Source organism: Stenotrophomonas nematodicola (assembly GCF_009467805.1).
GTDB lineage: Bacteria > Pseudomonadota > Gammaproteobacteria > Xanthomonadales > Xanthomonadaceae > Stenotrophomonas > Stenotrophomonas nematodicola.
In genome coordinates this window covers 398,720-412,840 of record NZ_WIAY01000001.1, presented here as the reverse complement: position 1 = coordinate 412,840, position 14,121 = coordinate 398,720, and the positions used below count along the sequence as shown (strand labels likewise).

General features: G+C 67.0%; 16 protein-coding genes. 6 read left to right on the top strand and 10 right to left on the bottom strand.

Going from position 1 to position 14,121, the window contains the following annotated elements:
• Window positions 1-67: 67 nt before the first annotated feature.
• A complete protein-coding gene (flhA, locus tag GDJ08_RS01805; RefSeq protein WP_165699771.1) occupies window positions 68-2,149 on the bottom strand; it encodes a flagellar biosynthesis protein FlhA in 2,082 nt (693 codons plus the stop codon).
• A gap of 17 nt (window positions 2,150-2,166) precedes the next feature.
• Window positions 2,167-3,297 carry a flagellar biosynthesis protein FlhB gene (flhB, locus tag GDJ08_RS01800; RefSeq protein WP_153164176.1) on the bottom strand — a complete coding sequence of 377 codons (1,131 nt, stop codon included), beginning with the start codon at window positions 3,295-3,297 and terminating at the stop codon, window positions 2,167-2,169.
• 252 nt (window positions 3,298-3,549) lie between these two features.
• Between flhB and GDJ08_RS01795 the strand changes: the two genes are divergently transcribed.
• The 6 genes from GDJ08_RS01795 (at window position 3,550) to GDJ08_RS01770 (ending at window position 7,527) form a co-directional block, all read left to right on the top strand.
• Entirely contained in the window at window positions 3,550-3,957 is a 408-nt protein-coding gene (locus GDJ08_RS01795) for a PAAR domain-containing protein (RefSeq protein WP_136004059.1), read from the top strand.
• Window positions 3,954-4,802 carry a DUF4123 domain-containing protein gene (locus tag GDJ08_RS01790; protein ID WP_153164174.1) on the top strand — a complete coding sequence of 283 codons (849 nt, stop codon included), beginning with the start codon at window positions 3,954-3,956 and terminating at the stop codon, window positions 4,800-4,802. The genes GDJ08_RS01795 and GDJ08_RS01790 overlap by 4 nt, the downstream gene beginning before the upstream one ends.
• Window positions 4,802-5,518, top strand: a complete 717-nt coding sequence (locus GDJ08_RS01785; RefSeq protein WP_229296423.1) for a Tox-REase-5 domain-containing protein — start codon at window positions 4,802-4,804, stop codon at window positions 5,516-5,518. Before GDJ08_RS01790 ends, GDJ08_RS01785 begins: the two co-directional genes overlap by 1 nt.
• The gene (locus GDJ08_RS01780) at window positions 5,515-6,273 is read left to right on the top strand and encodes an Imm52 family immunity protein (RefSeq protein ID WP_153164173.1); all 759 of its coding nucleotides are present in this window, start codon (window positions 5,515-5,517) and stop codon (window positions 6,271-6,273) included. The genes GDJ08_RS01785 and GDJ08_RS01780 overlap by 4 nt, the downstream gene beginning before the upstream one ends.
• A gap of 109 nt (window positions 6,274-6,382) precedes the next feature.
• A complete protein-coding gene (locus GDJ08_RS01775; protein ID WP_229296422.1) occupies window positions 6,383-6,763 on the top strand; it encodes a Tox-REase-5 domain-containing protein in 381 nt (126 codons plus the stop codon).
• Window positions 6,760-7,527: an Imm52 family immunity protein gene (locus tag GDJ08_RS01770; RefSeq protein WP_165699751.1), complete on the top strand. Its 768-nt coding sequence runs from the start codon at window positions 6,760-6,762 to the stop codon at window positions 7,525-7,527. The genes GDJ08_RS01775 and GDJ08_RS01770 overlap by 4 nt, the downstream gene beginning before the upstream one ends.
• Window positions 7,528-7,542: 15 nt before the next feature.
• Here GDJ08_RS01770 and GDJ08_RS01765 read toward each other — a convergent pair whose 3' ends face one another.
• From GDJ08_RS01765 to GDJ08_RS01730, 8 genes are all read right to left on the bottom strand, one after another.
• Window positions 7,543-9,696: a putative bifunctional diguanylate cyclase/phosphodiesterase gene (locus tag GDJ08_RS01765; protein ID WP_153164169.1), complete on the bottom strand. Its 2,154-nt coding sequence runs from the start codon at window positions 9,694-9,696 to the stop codon at window positions 7,543-7,545.
• 203 nt (window positions 9,697-9,899) lie between these two features.
• Window positions 9,900-10,691 (bottom strand): flagellar biosynthetic protein FliR, encoded by a 792-nt coding sequence (gene fliR / locus GDJ08_RS01760; RefSeq protein WP_017356084.1) that lies wholly within the window; start codon window positions 10,689-10,691, stop codon window positions 9,900-9,902.
• A gap of 13 nt (window positions 10,692-10,704) precedes the next feature.
• Window positions 10,705-10,974: a flagellar biosynthetic protein FliQ gene (locus GDJ08_RS01755; protein WP_017356083.1), complete on the bottom strand. Its 270-nt coding sequence runs from the start codon at window positions 10,972-10,974 to the stop codon at window positions 10,705-10,707.
• A 7-nt stretch (window positions 10,975-10,981) separates the two neighbouring features.
• Entirely contained in the window at window positions 10,982-11,764 is a 783-nt protein-coding gene (fliP, locus tag GDJ08_RS01750) for a flagellar type III secretion system pore protein FliP (protein WP_017356082.1), read from the bottom strand.
• Window position 11,765: 1 nt separating this feature from the next.
• Window positions 11,766-12,152: a flagellar biosynthetic protein FliO gene (fliO, locus tag GDJ08_RS01745; RefSeq protein ID WP_026070776.1), complete on the bottom strand. Its 387-nt coding sequence runs from the start codon at window positions 12,150-12,152 to the stop codon at window positions 11,766-11,768.
• Between the two features lie 11 nt (window positions 12,153-12,163).
• Window positions 12,164-12,502 (bottom strand): flagellar motor switch protein FliN, encoded by a 339-nt coding sequence (gene fliN / locus GDJ08_RS01740; RefSeq protein ID WP_136004066.1) that lies wholly within the window; start codon window positions 12,500-12,502, stop codon window positions 12,164-12,166.
• The gene (gene fliM / locus GDJ08_RS01735; RefSeq protein WP_017356079.1) at window positions 12,499-13,506 is read right to left on the bottom strand and encodes a flagellar motor switch protein FliM; all 1,008 of its coding nucleotides are present in this window, start codon (window positions 13,504-13,506) and stop codon (window positions 12,499-12,501) included. The genes fliN and fliM overlap by 4 nt, the downstream gene beginning before the upstream one ends.
• A 9-nt stretch (window positions 13,507-13,515) precedes the next feature.
• Window positions 13,516-14,046 (bottom strand): flagellar basal body-associated FliL family protein, encoded by a 531-nt coding sequence (locus tag GDJ08_RS01730; RefSeq protein ID WP_017356078.1) that lies wholly within the window; start codon window positions 14,044-14,046, stop codon window positions 13,516-13,518.
• Window positions 14,047-14,121: the final 75 nt, after the last annotated feature.

Here is a 14,121-nt window from a genome sequence, read left to right as displayed (position 1 = left end):
GTCCTGCTGCGGTGATGTCAAAAGTGGGGGTGTCTGTTTTCTGGCGCGTTGCCGTCGGAGTACCGGCTCAACTGATCGTGCCGACCAGCTTCAACCGTTTGTCCTCCGGCACCTCGCTGTAGGCCAGTACCGACAGCGAGGGGACGCTGTGGCGTACCAGCCGTGCCAGCGCGGCACGTACCGGGCCGGGTACCAGCACAACCGCCGGCTCGTTCTTCGCTTCCTGCTTGCCGACACAGTCGGCCAGGCTCTGGTGCAGTCGCTCGGCGAGTCCGGGTTCCAGCGCGGCGCCGTTGCCCTGCGTGGACTCCTGCAAGACGCGTTCCAGTTGCGGGTTGAGGGTGAACACCGGCAGCTCCGCCGACATGCCGGCGATCTCCTGCACGATGAAGCGGCCCAGCGCGTTGCGCACGGCGGCGGTCAGCACCGACGGGTCCTGGCTGTTGGGCGCGTTCTCCACCAGCGCTTCGACGATCTTGCGCAGCTGGCGGATCGGAATGCGCTCGATCAGCAGGTTCTGCAGCACCCGCACCACCGCCGACAGCGGCAGCGACTTGGGCGTGAGGTCCTCCACCAGCTTGGGGGCGCTCTTGCCGAGGTTGGCCAGCAGCTGCTGCACTTCCTCGTGGCCCAGCAGTTCCGGGGCGTGCTCGCGGATCAGGTGCGACAGGTGGGTCGCCACCACGGTGGCGGGGTCGACCACGGTGTAGCCCATCGACTCGGCATGGGCGCGCTGATGCGGCTGGATCCAGGTGGCGTCCAGGCCGAACGCGGGGTCCTTGCCGGCGATGCCGTCCAGCGCGCCGAGCGCGCTGCCCGGGTCCAGGGCGAGCTCGCGGTCCGGGTGGATTTCCGCCGTCGCTACCGGCACGCCGTGGATGAGCAGGCGGTAGCCGGTGGCCGGCAGCTCCAGGTTGTCGCGGATGTGGACCGAAGGGATCAGGAAGCCGATGTCATGGGTGAGTTTGCGGCGCACGCCCTTGATCCGTGCCATCAGCTCGCCGCCCTGGTTCTTGTCCACCAGCGGGATCAGCCGGTAGCCCACTTCCAGGCCCAGCGGATCGACCGGACGCAGTTCATCCCAGGTCAGCTCGGCGGTGGGCGAGGGCGTGGCGCCGGGCAGGCCCGGTGCATCGGGGCGGCCGGCGCTTGCGGTTTCAGCGGCGCGGGCAGCCGCGGAGCTTTTCTTCCAGAGCTTCCAGGCGATGAAGCCGAGGATGGCGGCCAGCGTCAAGAAGGCGACGTTGGGCATTCCCGGGACCAGCCCGACCACGCCGAGGATGGCCGCGGCGATGGTGAGCGCGCGATGCTGGCCGAACACCTGGCCCATCATCGCCTGGCTCATGTCCTGCGACCGCGAGGCGCGGGTGACCAGCATCGCCACCGCCGAGGACACCAGCAGTGCCGGCAGCTGCGCCACCAGGCCGTCGCCGATGGACAGCAGCGTGTAGGTGGCCGCGGATTCGCCAAATGGCATGCCGTGCTGCAACACGCCTACGGCCAGGCCGCCGAGCATGTTGATGAACAGGATCAGGATGCCGGCGATGGCGTCGCCGCGGATGAACTTGCTGGCGCCGTCCATCGCACCGTAGAAGTCGGCTTCCTCACGGACTTCCTCACGACGGGCCTTGGCCTCCTCACGCGTCAGCAAACCGGCGTTGAGGTCGGCGTCGATGGCCATCTGCTTGCCGGGCATGGCATCGAGGATGAAGCGCGCGGTCACTTCCGAGACGCGTCCGGCGCCCTTGGTGATCACCACGAAATTGATGATGGTCAGGATCGCGAACACCACGATGCCCACCGCGTAGTTGCCGCCGATCACGAACTCGCCGAACGCGGCGATCACCTTGCCGGCCGCCTCGTGGCCGTTCTGGCCATTGAGCAGGATCACGCGGGTGGAGGCCACGTTCAGCGCCAGGCGCAGCATGGTGGTGATCAGCAGCACGATCGGGAAGATGGTGAAGTCGAGCGGCCGCTTCACATAGACCACCGCCAGCAGCACCATCAGCGAGATGGCGATGTTGAAGGTGAACAGGGCATCCAGGACCGGCGGTGCCAGCGGCACCACCACCATTGCCAGCAACGCCAGCACGATCAGCGGGGCACCAAGCCCGTGGCGGATCATATCCAGCGCCTTGCGCACGTTCATTCCTGCAGGCTGGGCGCTCACGGGCGGGCTCCATTGGTGAATTCTTCAATGTCGATGCGCGGCGAGGCCGGCATCGGGCCGGAACGCCAGCTGCGCAGCTGGTAGACGTAGGACAGGACCTGGGCGACGGCCGAATACAATCTCACGGGGATTTCCTTGCCGAGTTGGCCTTCCCGATACAAGGCGCGTGCCAAAGGCGGCGCGGAGACAATGGCGACCTTGTTGCCGTCGGCCACTTCGCGGATGCGCAAGGCGGTTTCATCCACCCCCAGGGCCACCACGGTGGGGGCGCCCATCCTGCCGCCGTCGTACTTCAGGGCCACGGCGTAGTGGGTCGGGTTGACCACCACCACGTCAGCGGTAGGCACCGCTTCCATCATCCGTCGGTTGGACATCTGCTGCTGCAGCTGGCGGATGCGGCCCTTTACCTCGGGGCTGCCCTCGCTCTCCTTCATTTCCCGGCGCAGCTCTTCCCGGGTCATCTTCAGCTTGCGCATCCAGTTCCAGCGCTGGTATGGCGCATCTATCGCCGCGAGCAGCAGCATCGCGCCGCCGGTGGCCAGCATCAGCTTCAGGGTAAAGCCAAGCCCATGCACCATCGCCGCTTCCAGCGGCTGGTGGAGCAGGGCGCGCAACGGCTGGATACCCCCCCAGACCACCAGTCCGGCCGCCGTGCCGACAAACGCGATGCGCAGCAGCGACTTGGTGAACTCGGCGATCGCCTCGGGGCCGTACAGGCGCTTCATCCCGGCCATCGGGCTGAGCCGCTTCACATCGGGCATCAGGGATTTGTTGGACCAGCGCAGGCCGCCCATCACCACCGGTGACAGGAAGCTGGCCAGCAGGCACACCACCACCAGCGGCCACAGCGCCAGCAGCAGCTGGGCCAGGCTCTCGCCGAAATGGCCGAACAGGGCCATCGGGTTCTGGCGGAGACCGGGTTCGGGGCTCAGCGCCTGCTTCATCCAGGCCTGCGCGTTGCGTGAAATGCTGCCGGAGAAGGCCATGAGCGCCAGTACACCGGCGCCGAACACCGCTGCCGTGGCCAGCTCGCGCGAGCGCGGGATGTTGCCCTGCTCGCGGGCGTCGCGCAGCCGTTTCTCGGTCGGTTGTTCGGTTTTTTCGCCGGCTTGTTCGTTCTCGGACATCGGGGCACGACACGGGGGAGGATTCCTCCAAGTGCGTGCAAGATCCGTTCCGTTTCGTTTCGACGCCGGCCAGGGCGGGGGCAGGCCGCGGGGCAGGGCAGTCGCGACATCCGGCGGGGCAGGCCGCCTGCCCGCCATCGCCCGTGTCACAGGGGAGCATCGGGCGCGCCGGCAGATTCGGTCGATTCCGATGGCGACGCCGGCGCTGCGCGGGGGACAGTCCTGGCCCCAGGGAAGGCACAGGAGAGGGCCATGCGCAGATACTGGATCGTTGTTGGTGACACCACCAGCAGGTGCGGCCGGGTGATCACCGGCTCGCCGTTCACCGATATCGAGGGCGCTGCAGTGGCGCGCGTGGGCGACTACGCCACCTGTCCGCTGCACGGGGGCGCGTTCGCCATCGTCGGTGGAGATCCGACCCTGCGCGTGGATGGCCAGCCTGTCGCGCTGGACGGGGATCTGCTTGCGTGTGGCTGCCATCTGCGCTCGACCGTGCAGCGTTTGGTGTACGTGGAGGCGGCGCCCGCGCCGGCGAAGGAAGACGTCGCGGGACCGGCAGTTGTCTGCGCGCCGGCAGCCGCGTCCAGTGCGCCGCCGGTCTGTCTGGAGTGCCTGATGGACGCCGCACGGTCCGGCACGCCGATGGTGCGCCTGGAATGAGTGCGTTGCAGGACTACGCCCTGGTTGACTGTGCCGCGTCACCCGGGCGCATCGGCGACCTGCGCCACCACGTCGCCAGTGCGGGGGTGGTCGCGCGATGCCTGTTCGCCGGCCGTCCCGAGGCCATCCATGCCGACGCGGCGCCCTGGCTGGTGGCGCTGCCGCGGGGCGCGCTCCAGCAGCCGGTGGAACGCTGGCGGGTGACGCTGGGCGGCACGGCGGCCGGCGTCACCCGGGTCTGGGCGGCGGGCGGGTTCGACGCGCTGTTCAACCACCTGCAGGCGTGCCTCGAACTGCGCCTCCCGGATGGCCAGCGTGCGTTGATGCGCGTCTACTGCCCGCGTGCTTGGCGGCGCTATGGAGACGTGTTGACCCCGGCTCAGCAGCGCGACCTGCTCGGCCCCGTGCGAGTGTGGGAGACGACCCTGCAGGGGCGCCCCGTCACGGTGCGGGCGGACCCGGAAACCGAACCGTCGGGCACCGGCCCGCTGCAGCTCTCTGCAGGACAGTACGCCTCGCTGAGCCTGCCCGATGCAGCGGACTGGGCGCCCGCGATGGCGGCCGAAGTCCGCCACGATTACCCTGACGCCACGTTCGCTGTCGCCGACGATGCATTGCGGGCGACCGTGCACGACAGCTACCGGCACGCGGTGCGTGCACTGCGCATCACCCATCTGCCCACGCTGGTGCGCTGGGTGAAAGCGGACGTGGCCTGGGCACGCACGCTGCGCGACCACGCCGTGACCGGCGTGTGGTTCAACAGCACCGACCAGCCCAACGTGACGGCTGCCGACCTGCTCGCGTTGCTTGCCTCGCCACACCTGTCCCACCGAAAGGAGCGTTGATGGGTGCACTTCCCTTGCCCCTGCCACTTCCGCCGCCGCCCCCGGCTCATCCCGGCGGCTGGGACCCGACCCGCGAGGTGCCCACCGGGCCGAGCATCGGCCAGGTCTGGGCGGACATCCAGCGCGCCTTGGGTATCGGTACCGATACCGTGGTGGAGCCGTCGGTGCAGGCGCGCGATACCGACTGCGCGCAGACCAGCAATCAGAACGCCTGCACGACGTGCAAGCTGGCGCAGGGCTATCTGACGCCGGCCAACTACACCATTCCGTACAGGCAGTTCCGTGATTTCGATTACCAGCGACGTATCGCCAACCTGTACGCGGCGCCGGAGCACTTCGACTACACCTACGGCGGAACGGCACTGGACCGGATGCTGGCCAGAGTGCCCAAGTCCATGACCGAAATTACGATCACCGAATGGCGGCACGGCGCGATCCGGTTTGATGGATTCTGGCGTTCGCGGTGCACGGTGGTTGAGGCGAAGGGGCACTACCAGCAGTTCTTTGAGAGTGACGGAGAACTGCAAGGCTGGGCCAGATTCAGGTCGCCGAATGTAGTTGAAAGCTGGATGCGTCAATTGAGCGCCCAGTCGCTGCATGTCCATCGACAAGGTGCTCCCGCAAAGCTGGAGTGGCATTTTCTGCAGCGCCTTTGCTATGAAGCAGCCTCCAAGGCATTTGGACCGTTGTCATCCGCTTGCCGGTACTCCCCATGACGATGAGAAGTGTGCTCGTCGAGGCCATTCTCCCCGAACGTTCGATGACGTCCGAGGCTGTGCATGATTGCCTCGTGCGTATGCTCGAAAAGCTGCAGGGCGTGTTTCCGCCCCCGTCAGCGTGGGTCTCCCTGCCTCGAGCGCCGGATCGCGGTCTGATGCCACTTTCCAATCCGCGCGGGTTCATGGAGAGGATGCAGCGCTACGCAGACGCCGATCGCGTTGACTACGGCACATTGCCCAGCACGGTCGAGGGTGTCATCACGACAGCACACACCCCCGCTGCATGGTTGTCCCCCGGCCGTGTGGAGATTGCGCTCAGGCCCTGGTTTGGCGTCTGTACGATCTCCCTGTATCAGCCTGTGGAAGCGTTCGGACGTGATGGCACGCTGCAGATGGTGCGCAGCGTCGTGGCGGCACTTGCAGAGGTGTTGGATGTCCTTCACATTGCTACCGACGTGACATGCGCTCTCCCTGATGGAGAGGGTTTCGACACTTACGTCCAGCACCACCGCCTGTTTCCCCATCGCCGCTGGCTAGGCTGGATGGGGTTCGTCCCCGAACTGGTTCCGCACCGGTACATCCCTGAAGCTGCCTCGGTCCATGTGGTGAAAGGCTGCGGCACGATCATCGTGTCCGTAGAGGGCTGTCTGGACCTGCGCAACAAGGCGCACCTGCGCCAGGTGCATGAGGTGGAAGCGCGGATGGCGCAGCTGGGGCTGCTGGATGTCACCGACGCGACACTGCTCGATTGAACCGGCGGGGTGCCGTCAGCCGGCCGGGTGGCCGGGTGGGGAGAGGTCTTCGTCCGCGTTCCACTCCGGCGCCACTTCCACCCGTGGCCGCGGATGGACATGGAGCTGCATGAAGCGCTGCGCGTCCAACGGGACGATGGACCCGGTTCTGGCCAGGGTGCCGACATCCAGAACCGAAATTACGATCACCGAATGGCGGCGCGGCGCGATCCGCTTCGACGGGTTCTGGCGATCGCGCTGTACGGTGATCGAGGCGAAGGGGCATTACCAGCAGTTTTTCGACAGAGAAGGACAGCTTCATGCATGGGCGGCGCGTCGTACGCCCTCGATCCTCGACAGCTGGCTTAGACAGTCCAGAACCCAGTACGCGCACGTTGTCGCGTTGGGTCCTCCCGGCAGACTGGAATGGCACTTTCTGGAACCAGGGTGTTTCAAGGCGGCGCAGAAAGCGTTCGACGCATTGGCAGCCATCTGCAGATACTCACCATGAGCGTAATGTTCAGAAGCACAATCAATGCCGTGATACGGGAGGAGGCGCTGAGCGCGACCGAGGTGTACGAGCGCATGAGCGCTCTCGCCGATAGCCTCTCCTCTGTCCACCCGCTTCTTCGGGCGTGGGTGGAGCCTCCACGCCGGGGCGACCCTGGTGCAGTCGAGCTTGCCGATGCAAGCAGGTTCAAGAGACGAATCGAGCGGAACGCGGCTGAGGATGCGCATTCCTACCCAACGCTGCCCACGGCTGGGGGTGCCGAAGCGAGTCTGAGAAATGCCCGTACCGATGCGGACTGGGCGAAGGCCGGTCGCACGATCATCAGCTATACGCCGTGGTGCGGTCGCCTGGAGCTGGACATCAAGGATCCCGTGGGTGCATTCGGCGAACGTCTGGCGCCCGTCGTGGTCCGCGGCTGTATCGCGGCCCTGGCCGAGACGCTGGATACGTCGTTCATCGCGGCTGATTTGTACGCGTGGCGTCAGAATGAAGAGGGATACGACACGTACGCACTCGACCATCGCCTGTTCCCCCATCGCCGCTGGCTCGGCTGGATGGGGTTTGTCCCCGAACTGGTTCCGCATCGTTACCTCCCCGAAGCTGCCGCCGTCCATGTGGTCACGGGCTGCGGCACGATCATCGTGTCCGTAGAGGGCTGTCTGGACCTGCGCAACAAGGCGCAACTGCGCCAGGTGCACGAGGTGGAAGCGCGGATGGCGCAGCTGGGGCTGCTGGATGTCACAGACGCGACACTGCTCGATTGAACCGGCGGGGTGCCGTCAGTCGGCCGGGTGGCCGGGTGGGGAGAGGTCTTCGTCCGCGTTCCACTCCGGCGCCACTACCACCCGTGGCCGCGGATGGTCATGCAGCTGCATGAAGCGCTGCGCGTCCACCGGCCGGCCGAGCAGATAGCCCTGCAGGTAGTCGCAGCCCAGCCGTTCCAGATACGCGCGCTGGCCGGTGGTCTCCACGCCTTCGGCGACAATGTCCATGTCCAGCGCATGGCCCAGGGCGACGATCGCCGAGACGATCACCACATCCTCCGAACTGTTCTCCAGGTCGCGCACGAACGCATGGTCGATCTTGATCTCGCTGGCCGGCAGCCGCTTGAGGTACAGCAGGCTGGAATAGCCGGTACCGAAATCGTCGATGGAGATGCCGACCCCCAGCGTGGCCAGTGACTGCAGCAGGCGCAGGCTGGCTTCCGTGTCGCGCATGACGGTGTTCTCGGTGATCTCCAGGATCAGCCGGCGCGGGTCCATGCGATGGGTCTGCAGCACGCGCCGCACGTCCTGCAGCAGGTCCGGCGAGCTGAACTGGACCGGCGACAGGTTGACCGACACGGTCCAGCTGTCGTGGCCGGCGTCGTGCCACTCGCGCAGCTGCCGGCAGGCTTCGTCCAGCGCCCAGCGGCCGATCTCGTTGATCACGCCGCTGCGTTCGGCGAGCCGGATGAAACGTTCGGTGGGCACCAGTCCGTGCTGCGGGTGGCGCCAGCGGATCAGGGCCTCGGCGCCACAGACGGTGTGGGCCGCCACGCGGGTCTTGGGCTGGTAATGCAGGAACAGCTGGTCGGTGCCGATCGCCCGGCGCAGATCGGCGAGCAGCTGGAACTGCTGCTCGGCGCTGTCGTTCATCCAGTCTGAAAACAGCACCTGCGCATTGCGGCCGGCTTCCTTGGCCTGGTACATCGCCGCGTCGGCGAAGGCCATCAGCTGCCGCTCGCTGGCGGCATGATCGGGGCAGATGGCGATGCCGATACTGGCGGTGACCTGCAGCTCGTGGTCGGGCAGCAGCGGCTCGTGGCCGATGGTCTGGATGATGCGGCTGGCCAGGGCGGCGATGTCCTCGCCGTTGTCGATGCCGACCACCAGCACGAACTCGTCGCCGCCCAACCGTGCGAGCACGTCATCGGGGCGCAGCAGCTGGCGGGTGCGCTCGGCCACGGCGACCAGCAGGGCGTCGCCGGTCTGGTGGCCATACGCATCGTTCACCTGCTTGAATCCGTCCAGATCCATGAACATCACGGCAAACCGGGTGCCGTTGCGCTCGGCCCGGCTCAGCGACTGCTCGATGTGCTGCTGGAGCAGCAGCCGGTTGGGCAGGCGGGTGAGCGGATCGTGCAGGGCGGCCTGGGTCAGTTCGGCCTGGGCGTCGTAAAGGGAGGTGCGCAGGTCCGAGTTGCGCACCCGCAGCAGGTGCGACTGCATGCGCTGGTCCAGCCAGGACACCACCAGCACGATGGTCAGGATCGAGATGGTGAGCACCAGCACGATCGCCGCCAGCCACTGCGTCTGCAGCCCGTCCCGACCGGCCGCGCCGCAGATGCTGCCGGCGGGAAATCGCGCGGCTGCCATGCCGGTGTAATGCATGCCCACGATGGCGGTGCCGAGCAGAACCGCCGGCGCCAGCCGGTCGCGCAGGCGGCGTTGGCTGCCGCGCAGGCGGAAGGCCACGAACAGGGCGGTCCAGGAGGCGGCCACGGCGATCAGCACCGAGGCCACGAACCAGGCCGGGTCGTACACGATCCCCGGCTGCATGCGCATCGCGGCCATGCCCAGGTAGTGCATCGAGGCAATGCCGATGCCCATCAGCAGGGCCCCCAGTGCCAGCCGCGTGTGCGGCAGGGTGGGCAGTGAGACCAGCCACAGGGCGAATACGGAAGAGGCGATCGCGGCCAGCAGCGACGTCCCGGTGATGGCGATGTCATAGCCCAGCGGGATGGGCAGGCGGAAGGCCAGCATGCCGATGAAGTGCATCGACCAGATGCCGAGCCCCATCGCACATCCCCCGCCGGCGAGCCAGAGCGCGGTCTGGCGCCGGCTCGGCGCGGTGGTGACCCGTGCGGCCATGTCCAGCGCGGTGAAGGACGCCATCACGGCGACCAGGAGCGAGATCAGTACGAGGGACGGGGCGTAGCTGCCGACGAGCATGGGTGACTCTCCCTGGCCTGCACGAATGCGATGGCATGGCGTACACCGCCGTGATCACCGAGGATGCGCAATGGCACCCTCACCGGCAGTCTCCCCATGACTCCGATGAAACGAACGCTACCCGTGAAGACTACCGCGATGCCCGGGGGGTCTCGCAAGAGCCGCAGCACGAATCCGTGACGGAACGTGCATCGCGACCCGGCTCAGTGCGTCACGCCGTCGGCAGCCTGGAACGCGGCGTCGAACAGGCGCTGCACCGGCGGGCCCATTTCACCGGCCAGCACGGTCAGCAGGAACAGGCCGAGCAGCAGGGCCACCGGCAGGCCAAGCTGGATCGGGTTGAGCGCCGGCGCCGCCCGGGCCAGCACACCGAAGGCCAGGTTGACCGCCAGCATCGCCACGGTGAGCGGCAGGGCCAGGGTCAGCGCGCCGCGGAACACCTGCAGCAGAAAGGTCGGGGCGGCACTGAGAAACGCATCGACATTGGGCAGCTCGGCACCGATCGGCACGGCTTTGTAACTGTCCATCAGCAGCGAGATCAGCGCGAGGTGCCCGTTGGAGGTGAAGAACAGCAGGCCGAACAGCAGGTAGAACCATTGTCCGATCACGCCGGAGCTGCCGCCGCGCAGCGGATCGCTCATCTGCGCGAACGCCAGGCCGGTGCCTTGGGCGACCAGTTCGCCGGCCATCGCCCCGGCCTCGAACACCAGCCGCAGCAGGAAGCCGATCGACACGCCGATGGCCAGTTCGCGCGCGATGCTCAATACGGTGGCGGCGTCGAACCCGGTCCAGGCTGGCACGGGCGGCAGCATCGGCGACAGGGCGATGGCCAGCGCACCGGCCAGCATCACCCGCACCCGTTGCGGCACCGCGCGGGTACCGATCAATGGCATCGCCATGACCATCGCGCCGATGCGCAGCATGGTCCACAGGATGGTGCCGATCATGCCGAAGGCCTGCAGGCCATCGGCAGCCATCTGAGTGGCCGAATCCATCGTGCGTGCCTGCCTAGCCGATGAGGTGGGGAATGCGCTGGAACAGCAGCGTGGTGTATTCCACCAGGTGGCCGATCAGCAGGCTGCCGAGCGCGAACAGGACGGCGGTCAGCGCGGCGGCCTTGGCCACGAAGGCGATAGTGGGCTCGTTGAGCTGGGTGGCGGCCTGCACCACGCCGACCACCACGCCGACGATCAGCACGGTGAGCAGCAGCGGGCCGGCAACCCACAGCACGGTGATCAGGCCACCGCGCAGTTCGGTAAGGGCAAGTTCGGGCGTCATGGCGACCTCAGACCGCGTTGAAGCTGGCGGCAAGCGTGCCGACCACCAGGACCCAGCCGTCGACCAGCACGAACAGCAGGATCTTGAACGGGGCCGAGACCAGCATGGGCGACAGCATCATCATGCCCATCGACATCAGCACGCTGGCCACGACCAGATCGATGATCACGAACGGAATGAAAATCAGGAAGCCGATCTCGAAGGCGGTCTTCAGCTCGCTGGTGACGAACGAGGCCACCAGCACCGGGAACGGAATCGCATCCGGGCTGGCGTAGGTGCCGTGGCCGGCCATGCCGGCGAAGGTCATCAGGTCGGTCTCGCGGATCTGCGCCAGCATGAAGGCGCGCAGCGGCTGGGTGGTCAGCGTCCAGGCGGTCTGGAAGTCGATCTCACCGTTGAGGTAGGGCGCCATGCCACTGCCCCAGGCCTTCTGCCACACCGGCAGCATCACCATTGCAGTCAGGAACAGGGCCAGGCCGAGCAGCACCTGGTTGGACGGGGTCTGCCCGGTGCCCAGTGCCTGGCGCAGCAGACCCAGCACGATGATGATGCGGGTGAAAGCGGTCAACACCAGCAGCATCGACGGAATCAGCGTGATCGCCGTCATCAGCAGCAGCGTCTGCAGCGGCAGGCTCACCGGCTGGCCGCCGATCTTGCCGACGTTCACGTCCGGCAGCGCCGGCGTGCCGGGCAGGCCGGGGGCGGCCCAGGCCAGTGCCGGCAGCGCGCACAGCGCCAGCAGCATCAGCAGGGGCAGGTAATGGGTCCAGGGGTTACGAGGGCCACGCATGTCAGGAGTCCTTGCGCAGCCGCTGTTGCAGCATCTGCGCGAAATTCGGCAAGTGTTTGAAGTCCGGCAGCCGCGCCGGGGCAGGCGTCGGCAACGGTTCGGGCAGGCGGTGCAGGGCGTTGATGCCACCGGCGGTGACGCCGAGCAGCAACTGCTCGCCGTTGACCTCCACGACCACCACGCGTTCCTTGGCGCCGACGGTCAGGCTGGCCACCACGCGCAGGCCCTCGGCAGGGCGGAAGCCGCTGCCCGGCATGCGCCTGAGCACCCAGCCCAGGCCGACGATCAGGGCCAGCACCGCCAGCAGCGCCAGCACGGCACCGAACATGCTCGGTGCGGCAGCGGCGTGCTGGCCCACCTTGGCGGTGGTGGTGCCGGCGGCGATCAGCGCCCAGGCGCTCAACGCAGTCTCCGGATCCGTTCGCTCGGGCTGACCACGTCGGTCAGGCGCACGCCGAAGCGATCGTTGATGACCACCACTTCGCCGTGGGCGATCAGGGTGCCGTTGACGAAGACGTCCAGCGACTCGCCGGCACCACGCTCCAGTTCCACCACCGAGCCCTGGTTGAGCTGCAGGAGGTTGCGGATCGGCAGGCGCGCGCGACCCACTTCCAATGACAGCGTGACCGGCACATCGAGGATCACATCCAGGTTGAGGTCGGTGCTGCCGGGGATCTCGTCGGACTGCAGGTTGGTGAACTGGGCCGGTGCCGGCGCGTTGGTGTCGATGTCGTTCATTGCGGGTCTTCCTGGATTACGGGAACGCGCGGGCGGACGCCCGGGGGGTGGGTGGCGGTGATCTTCACTGCGTTGCTGCCGTTGGCGATGCCGAACTCGCCGGTGAACACCGGGATGTTCTCCACGCACACCGGCACCTGCGCCGGCAGCTCGATCGGGAGGATGTCGCCGATCTTCAGGCGGGTCAGTTCGCGCAGGCTCATGCGCTTGCTGGCCAGCACGCTGGACAGGGTGACTTCGGCGATGTTGAGCTGTTCGCGCAGCATCACGCCCCAGCTGGCATCGCGGTCGTTGCGGTCGCTCTGGATGCCGGCGTCGAGCAGCTCGCGGATCGGTTCGAGCATCGAGTAGGGCAGGGTGACGTGGATGTCGCCGCCGCCGCCGTCGAGTTCGACGTGCAGCCGGCAGACCACCACGTACTCGCGCGGCGTCACGATGTTGGCGAAGTGCGGGTTGATCTCGGAGTTGATGTACTCCAGCTCGACGTCCATCACCGGCGCCCATGCTTCCTGCAGGTCGGCGAAGGTCTGCTTGAGCAGCAGGTGGATGACCCGCATTTCCGTGGCAGTGAATTCGCGCCCTTCGATACGGGTCGGGTAACGCCCGTCGCCGCCGAAGAAGTTGTCGACGATGGCGAACACCAGGGTCGGCTCGAACACGATCAGCCCGGTACCACGCAGGGGTTTGAAGCGGATCAGGTTCAGATTGGTCGGCACGTAGAGCGAGTGCATGTAATCGTTGAACTTGATCAGCTCGATGCCGCGCACCGACAGCTCGGCGGAACGCCGGATCAGGTTGAACAGGCCGATCCGCCACAGGCGGGCGAAGCGCTCGTTGACCATCTCCAGGGTCGGCATGCGACCGCGGATGATGCGGTCCTGGCTGGCGAAATCGTAGGAGCGCGCCTCGCCGGGGGGCGCTGCGTCGATATCGGTTTCCACCGCACCGGAGTCCACGCCGTGCAGCAGGGCATCGATCTCGTCCTGGGAAAGCAGGTCATTCATGGCATGCCCTTACTGGGTCACGAAACTGGTGAACAGCAGTTCGTCCACGCCCTTGGTCCCGGTCTCGGCCTTGAGCAGCTTCTGCACTTCGGCCAGCGAGTCGGCCTGCAGGCGCTCCTTGCCGGCGCGGTCGGCGATCTGCGCCGGCTCGACCTGCGAGAACAGCATCAGCAGTTTGGCGCGGATGGCCGGGGCGTGAACCTTGATCGCTTCCATCGCGGCCGGATCGCGGGTCATCAGCTGCACCTCCACCTGCAGGTAGCGCGGACCGTCGAAGGACCCGTTGAGGTTGACCACGAACGGCGGCTCCAGGCCGAAGTACTGCGCCGGGGCCGGCACGCCCTTGCTGGCGGTGGCCTTGGCCGGCTTTTCGTCGTGCTTGGACTGGGTGAAGTACCACACACCACCGCCGGCGGCACCGGCGGCGAGCACCGCAACCAGGGCGGTGATCAGAAGCGGACTGCGCGGCTTGGCGGCCTTGTCCTTTTCGGCGGATTTCTTGGTTTTGTCGGCGGCTGCGGCCACGGGGGGAAGCTCCATTGGATTGCTTCCTGGCTACATGCAAACGCTGTGCCTGAATGGCTCCGGCTGCGGTTGCCGGAAAATTGACGGGGG

Bases quoted from the DNA above. Each gene is read 5' to 3' on its own strand.
- GDJ08_RS01775 (WP_229296422.1), top strand. From the start codon at position 6,383: ATGAAGCGCTGCGCGTCCAACGGGACGATGGACCCGGTTCTGGCCAGG.
- fliP (WP_017356082.1), bottom strand. From the start codon at position 11,764: ATGCGTGGCCCTCGTAACCCCTGGACCCATTACCTGCCCCTGCTGATG.
- fliR (WP_017356084.1), bottom strand. From the start codon at position 10,691: ATGGATTCGGCCACTCAGATGGCTGCCGATGGCCTGCAGGCCTTCGGC.
- flhB (WP_153164176.1), bottom strand. From the start codon at position 3,297: ATGTCCGAGAACGAACAAGCCGGCGAAAAAACCGAACAACCGACCGAG.
- fliM (WP_017356079.1), bottom strand. From the start codon at position 13,506: ATGAATGACCTGCTTTCCCAGGACGAGATCGATGCCCTGCTGCACGGC.
- fliN (WP_136004066.1), bottom strand. From the start codon at position 12,502: ATGAACGACATCGACACCAACGCGCCGGCACCGGCCCAGTTCACCAAC.
- flhA (WP_165699771.1), bottom strand. From the start codon at position 2,149: ATGAACGTGCGCAAGGCGCTGGATATGATCCGCCACGGGCTTGGTGCC.
- GDJ08_RS01730 (WP_017356078.1), bottom strand. From the start codon at position 14,046: ATGGAGCTTCCCCCCGTGGCCGCAGCCGCCGACAAAACCAAGAAATCC.
- GDJ08_RS01755 (WP_017356083.1), bottom strand. From the start codon at position 10,974: ATGACGCCCGAACTTGCCCTTACCGAACTGCGCGGTGGCCTGATCACC.
- GDJ08_RS01790 (WP_153164174.1), top strand. From the start codon at position 3,954: ATGAGTGCGTTGCAGGACTACGCCCTGGTTGACTGTGCCGCGTCACCC.
- GDJ08_RS01765 (WP_153164169.1), bottom strand. From the start codon at position 9,696: ATGCTCGTCGGCAGCTACGCCCCGTCCCTCGTACTGATCTCGCTCCTG.
- GDJ08_RS01795 (WP_136004059.1), top strand. From the start codon at position 3,550: ATGCGCAGATACTGGATCGTTGTTGGTGACACCACCAGCAGGTGCGGC.
- GDJ08_RS01785 (WP_229296423.1), top strand. From the start codon at position 4,802: ATGGGTGCACTTCCCTTGCCCCTGCCACTTCCGCCGCCGCCCCCGGCT.
- GDJ08_RS01780 (WP_153164173.1), top strand. From the start codon at position 5,515: ATGACGATGAGAAGTGTGCTCGTCGAGGCCATTCTCCCCGAACGTTCG.
- GDJ08_RS01770 (WP_165699751.1), top strand. From the start codon at position 6,760: ATGAGCGTAATGTTCAGAAGCACAATCAATGCCGTGATACGGGAGGAG.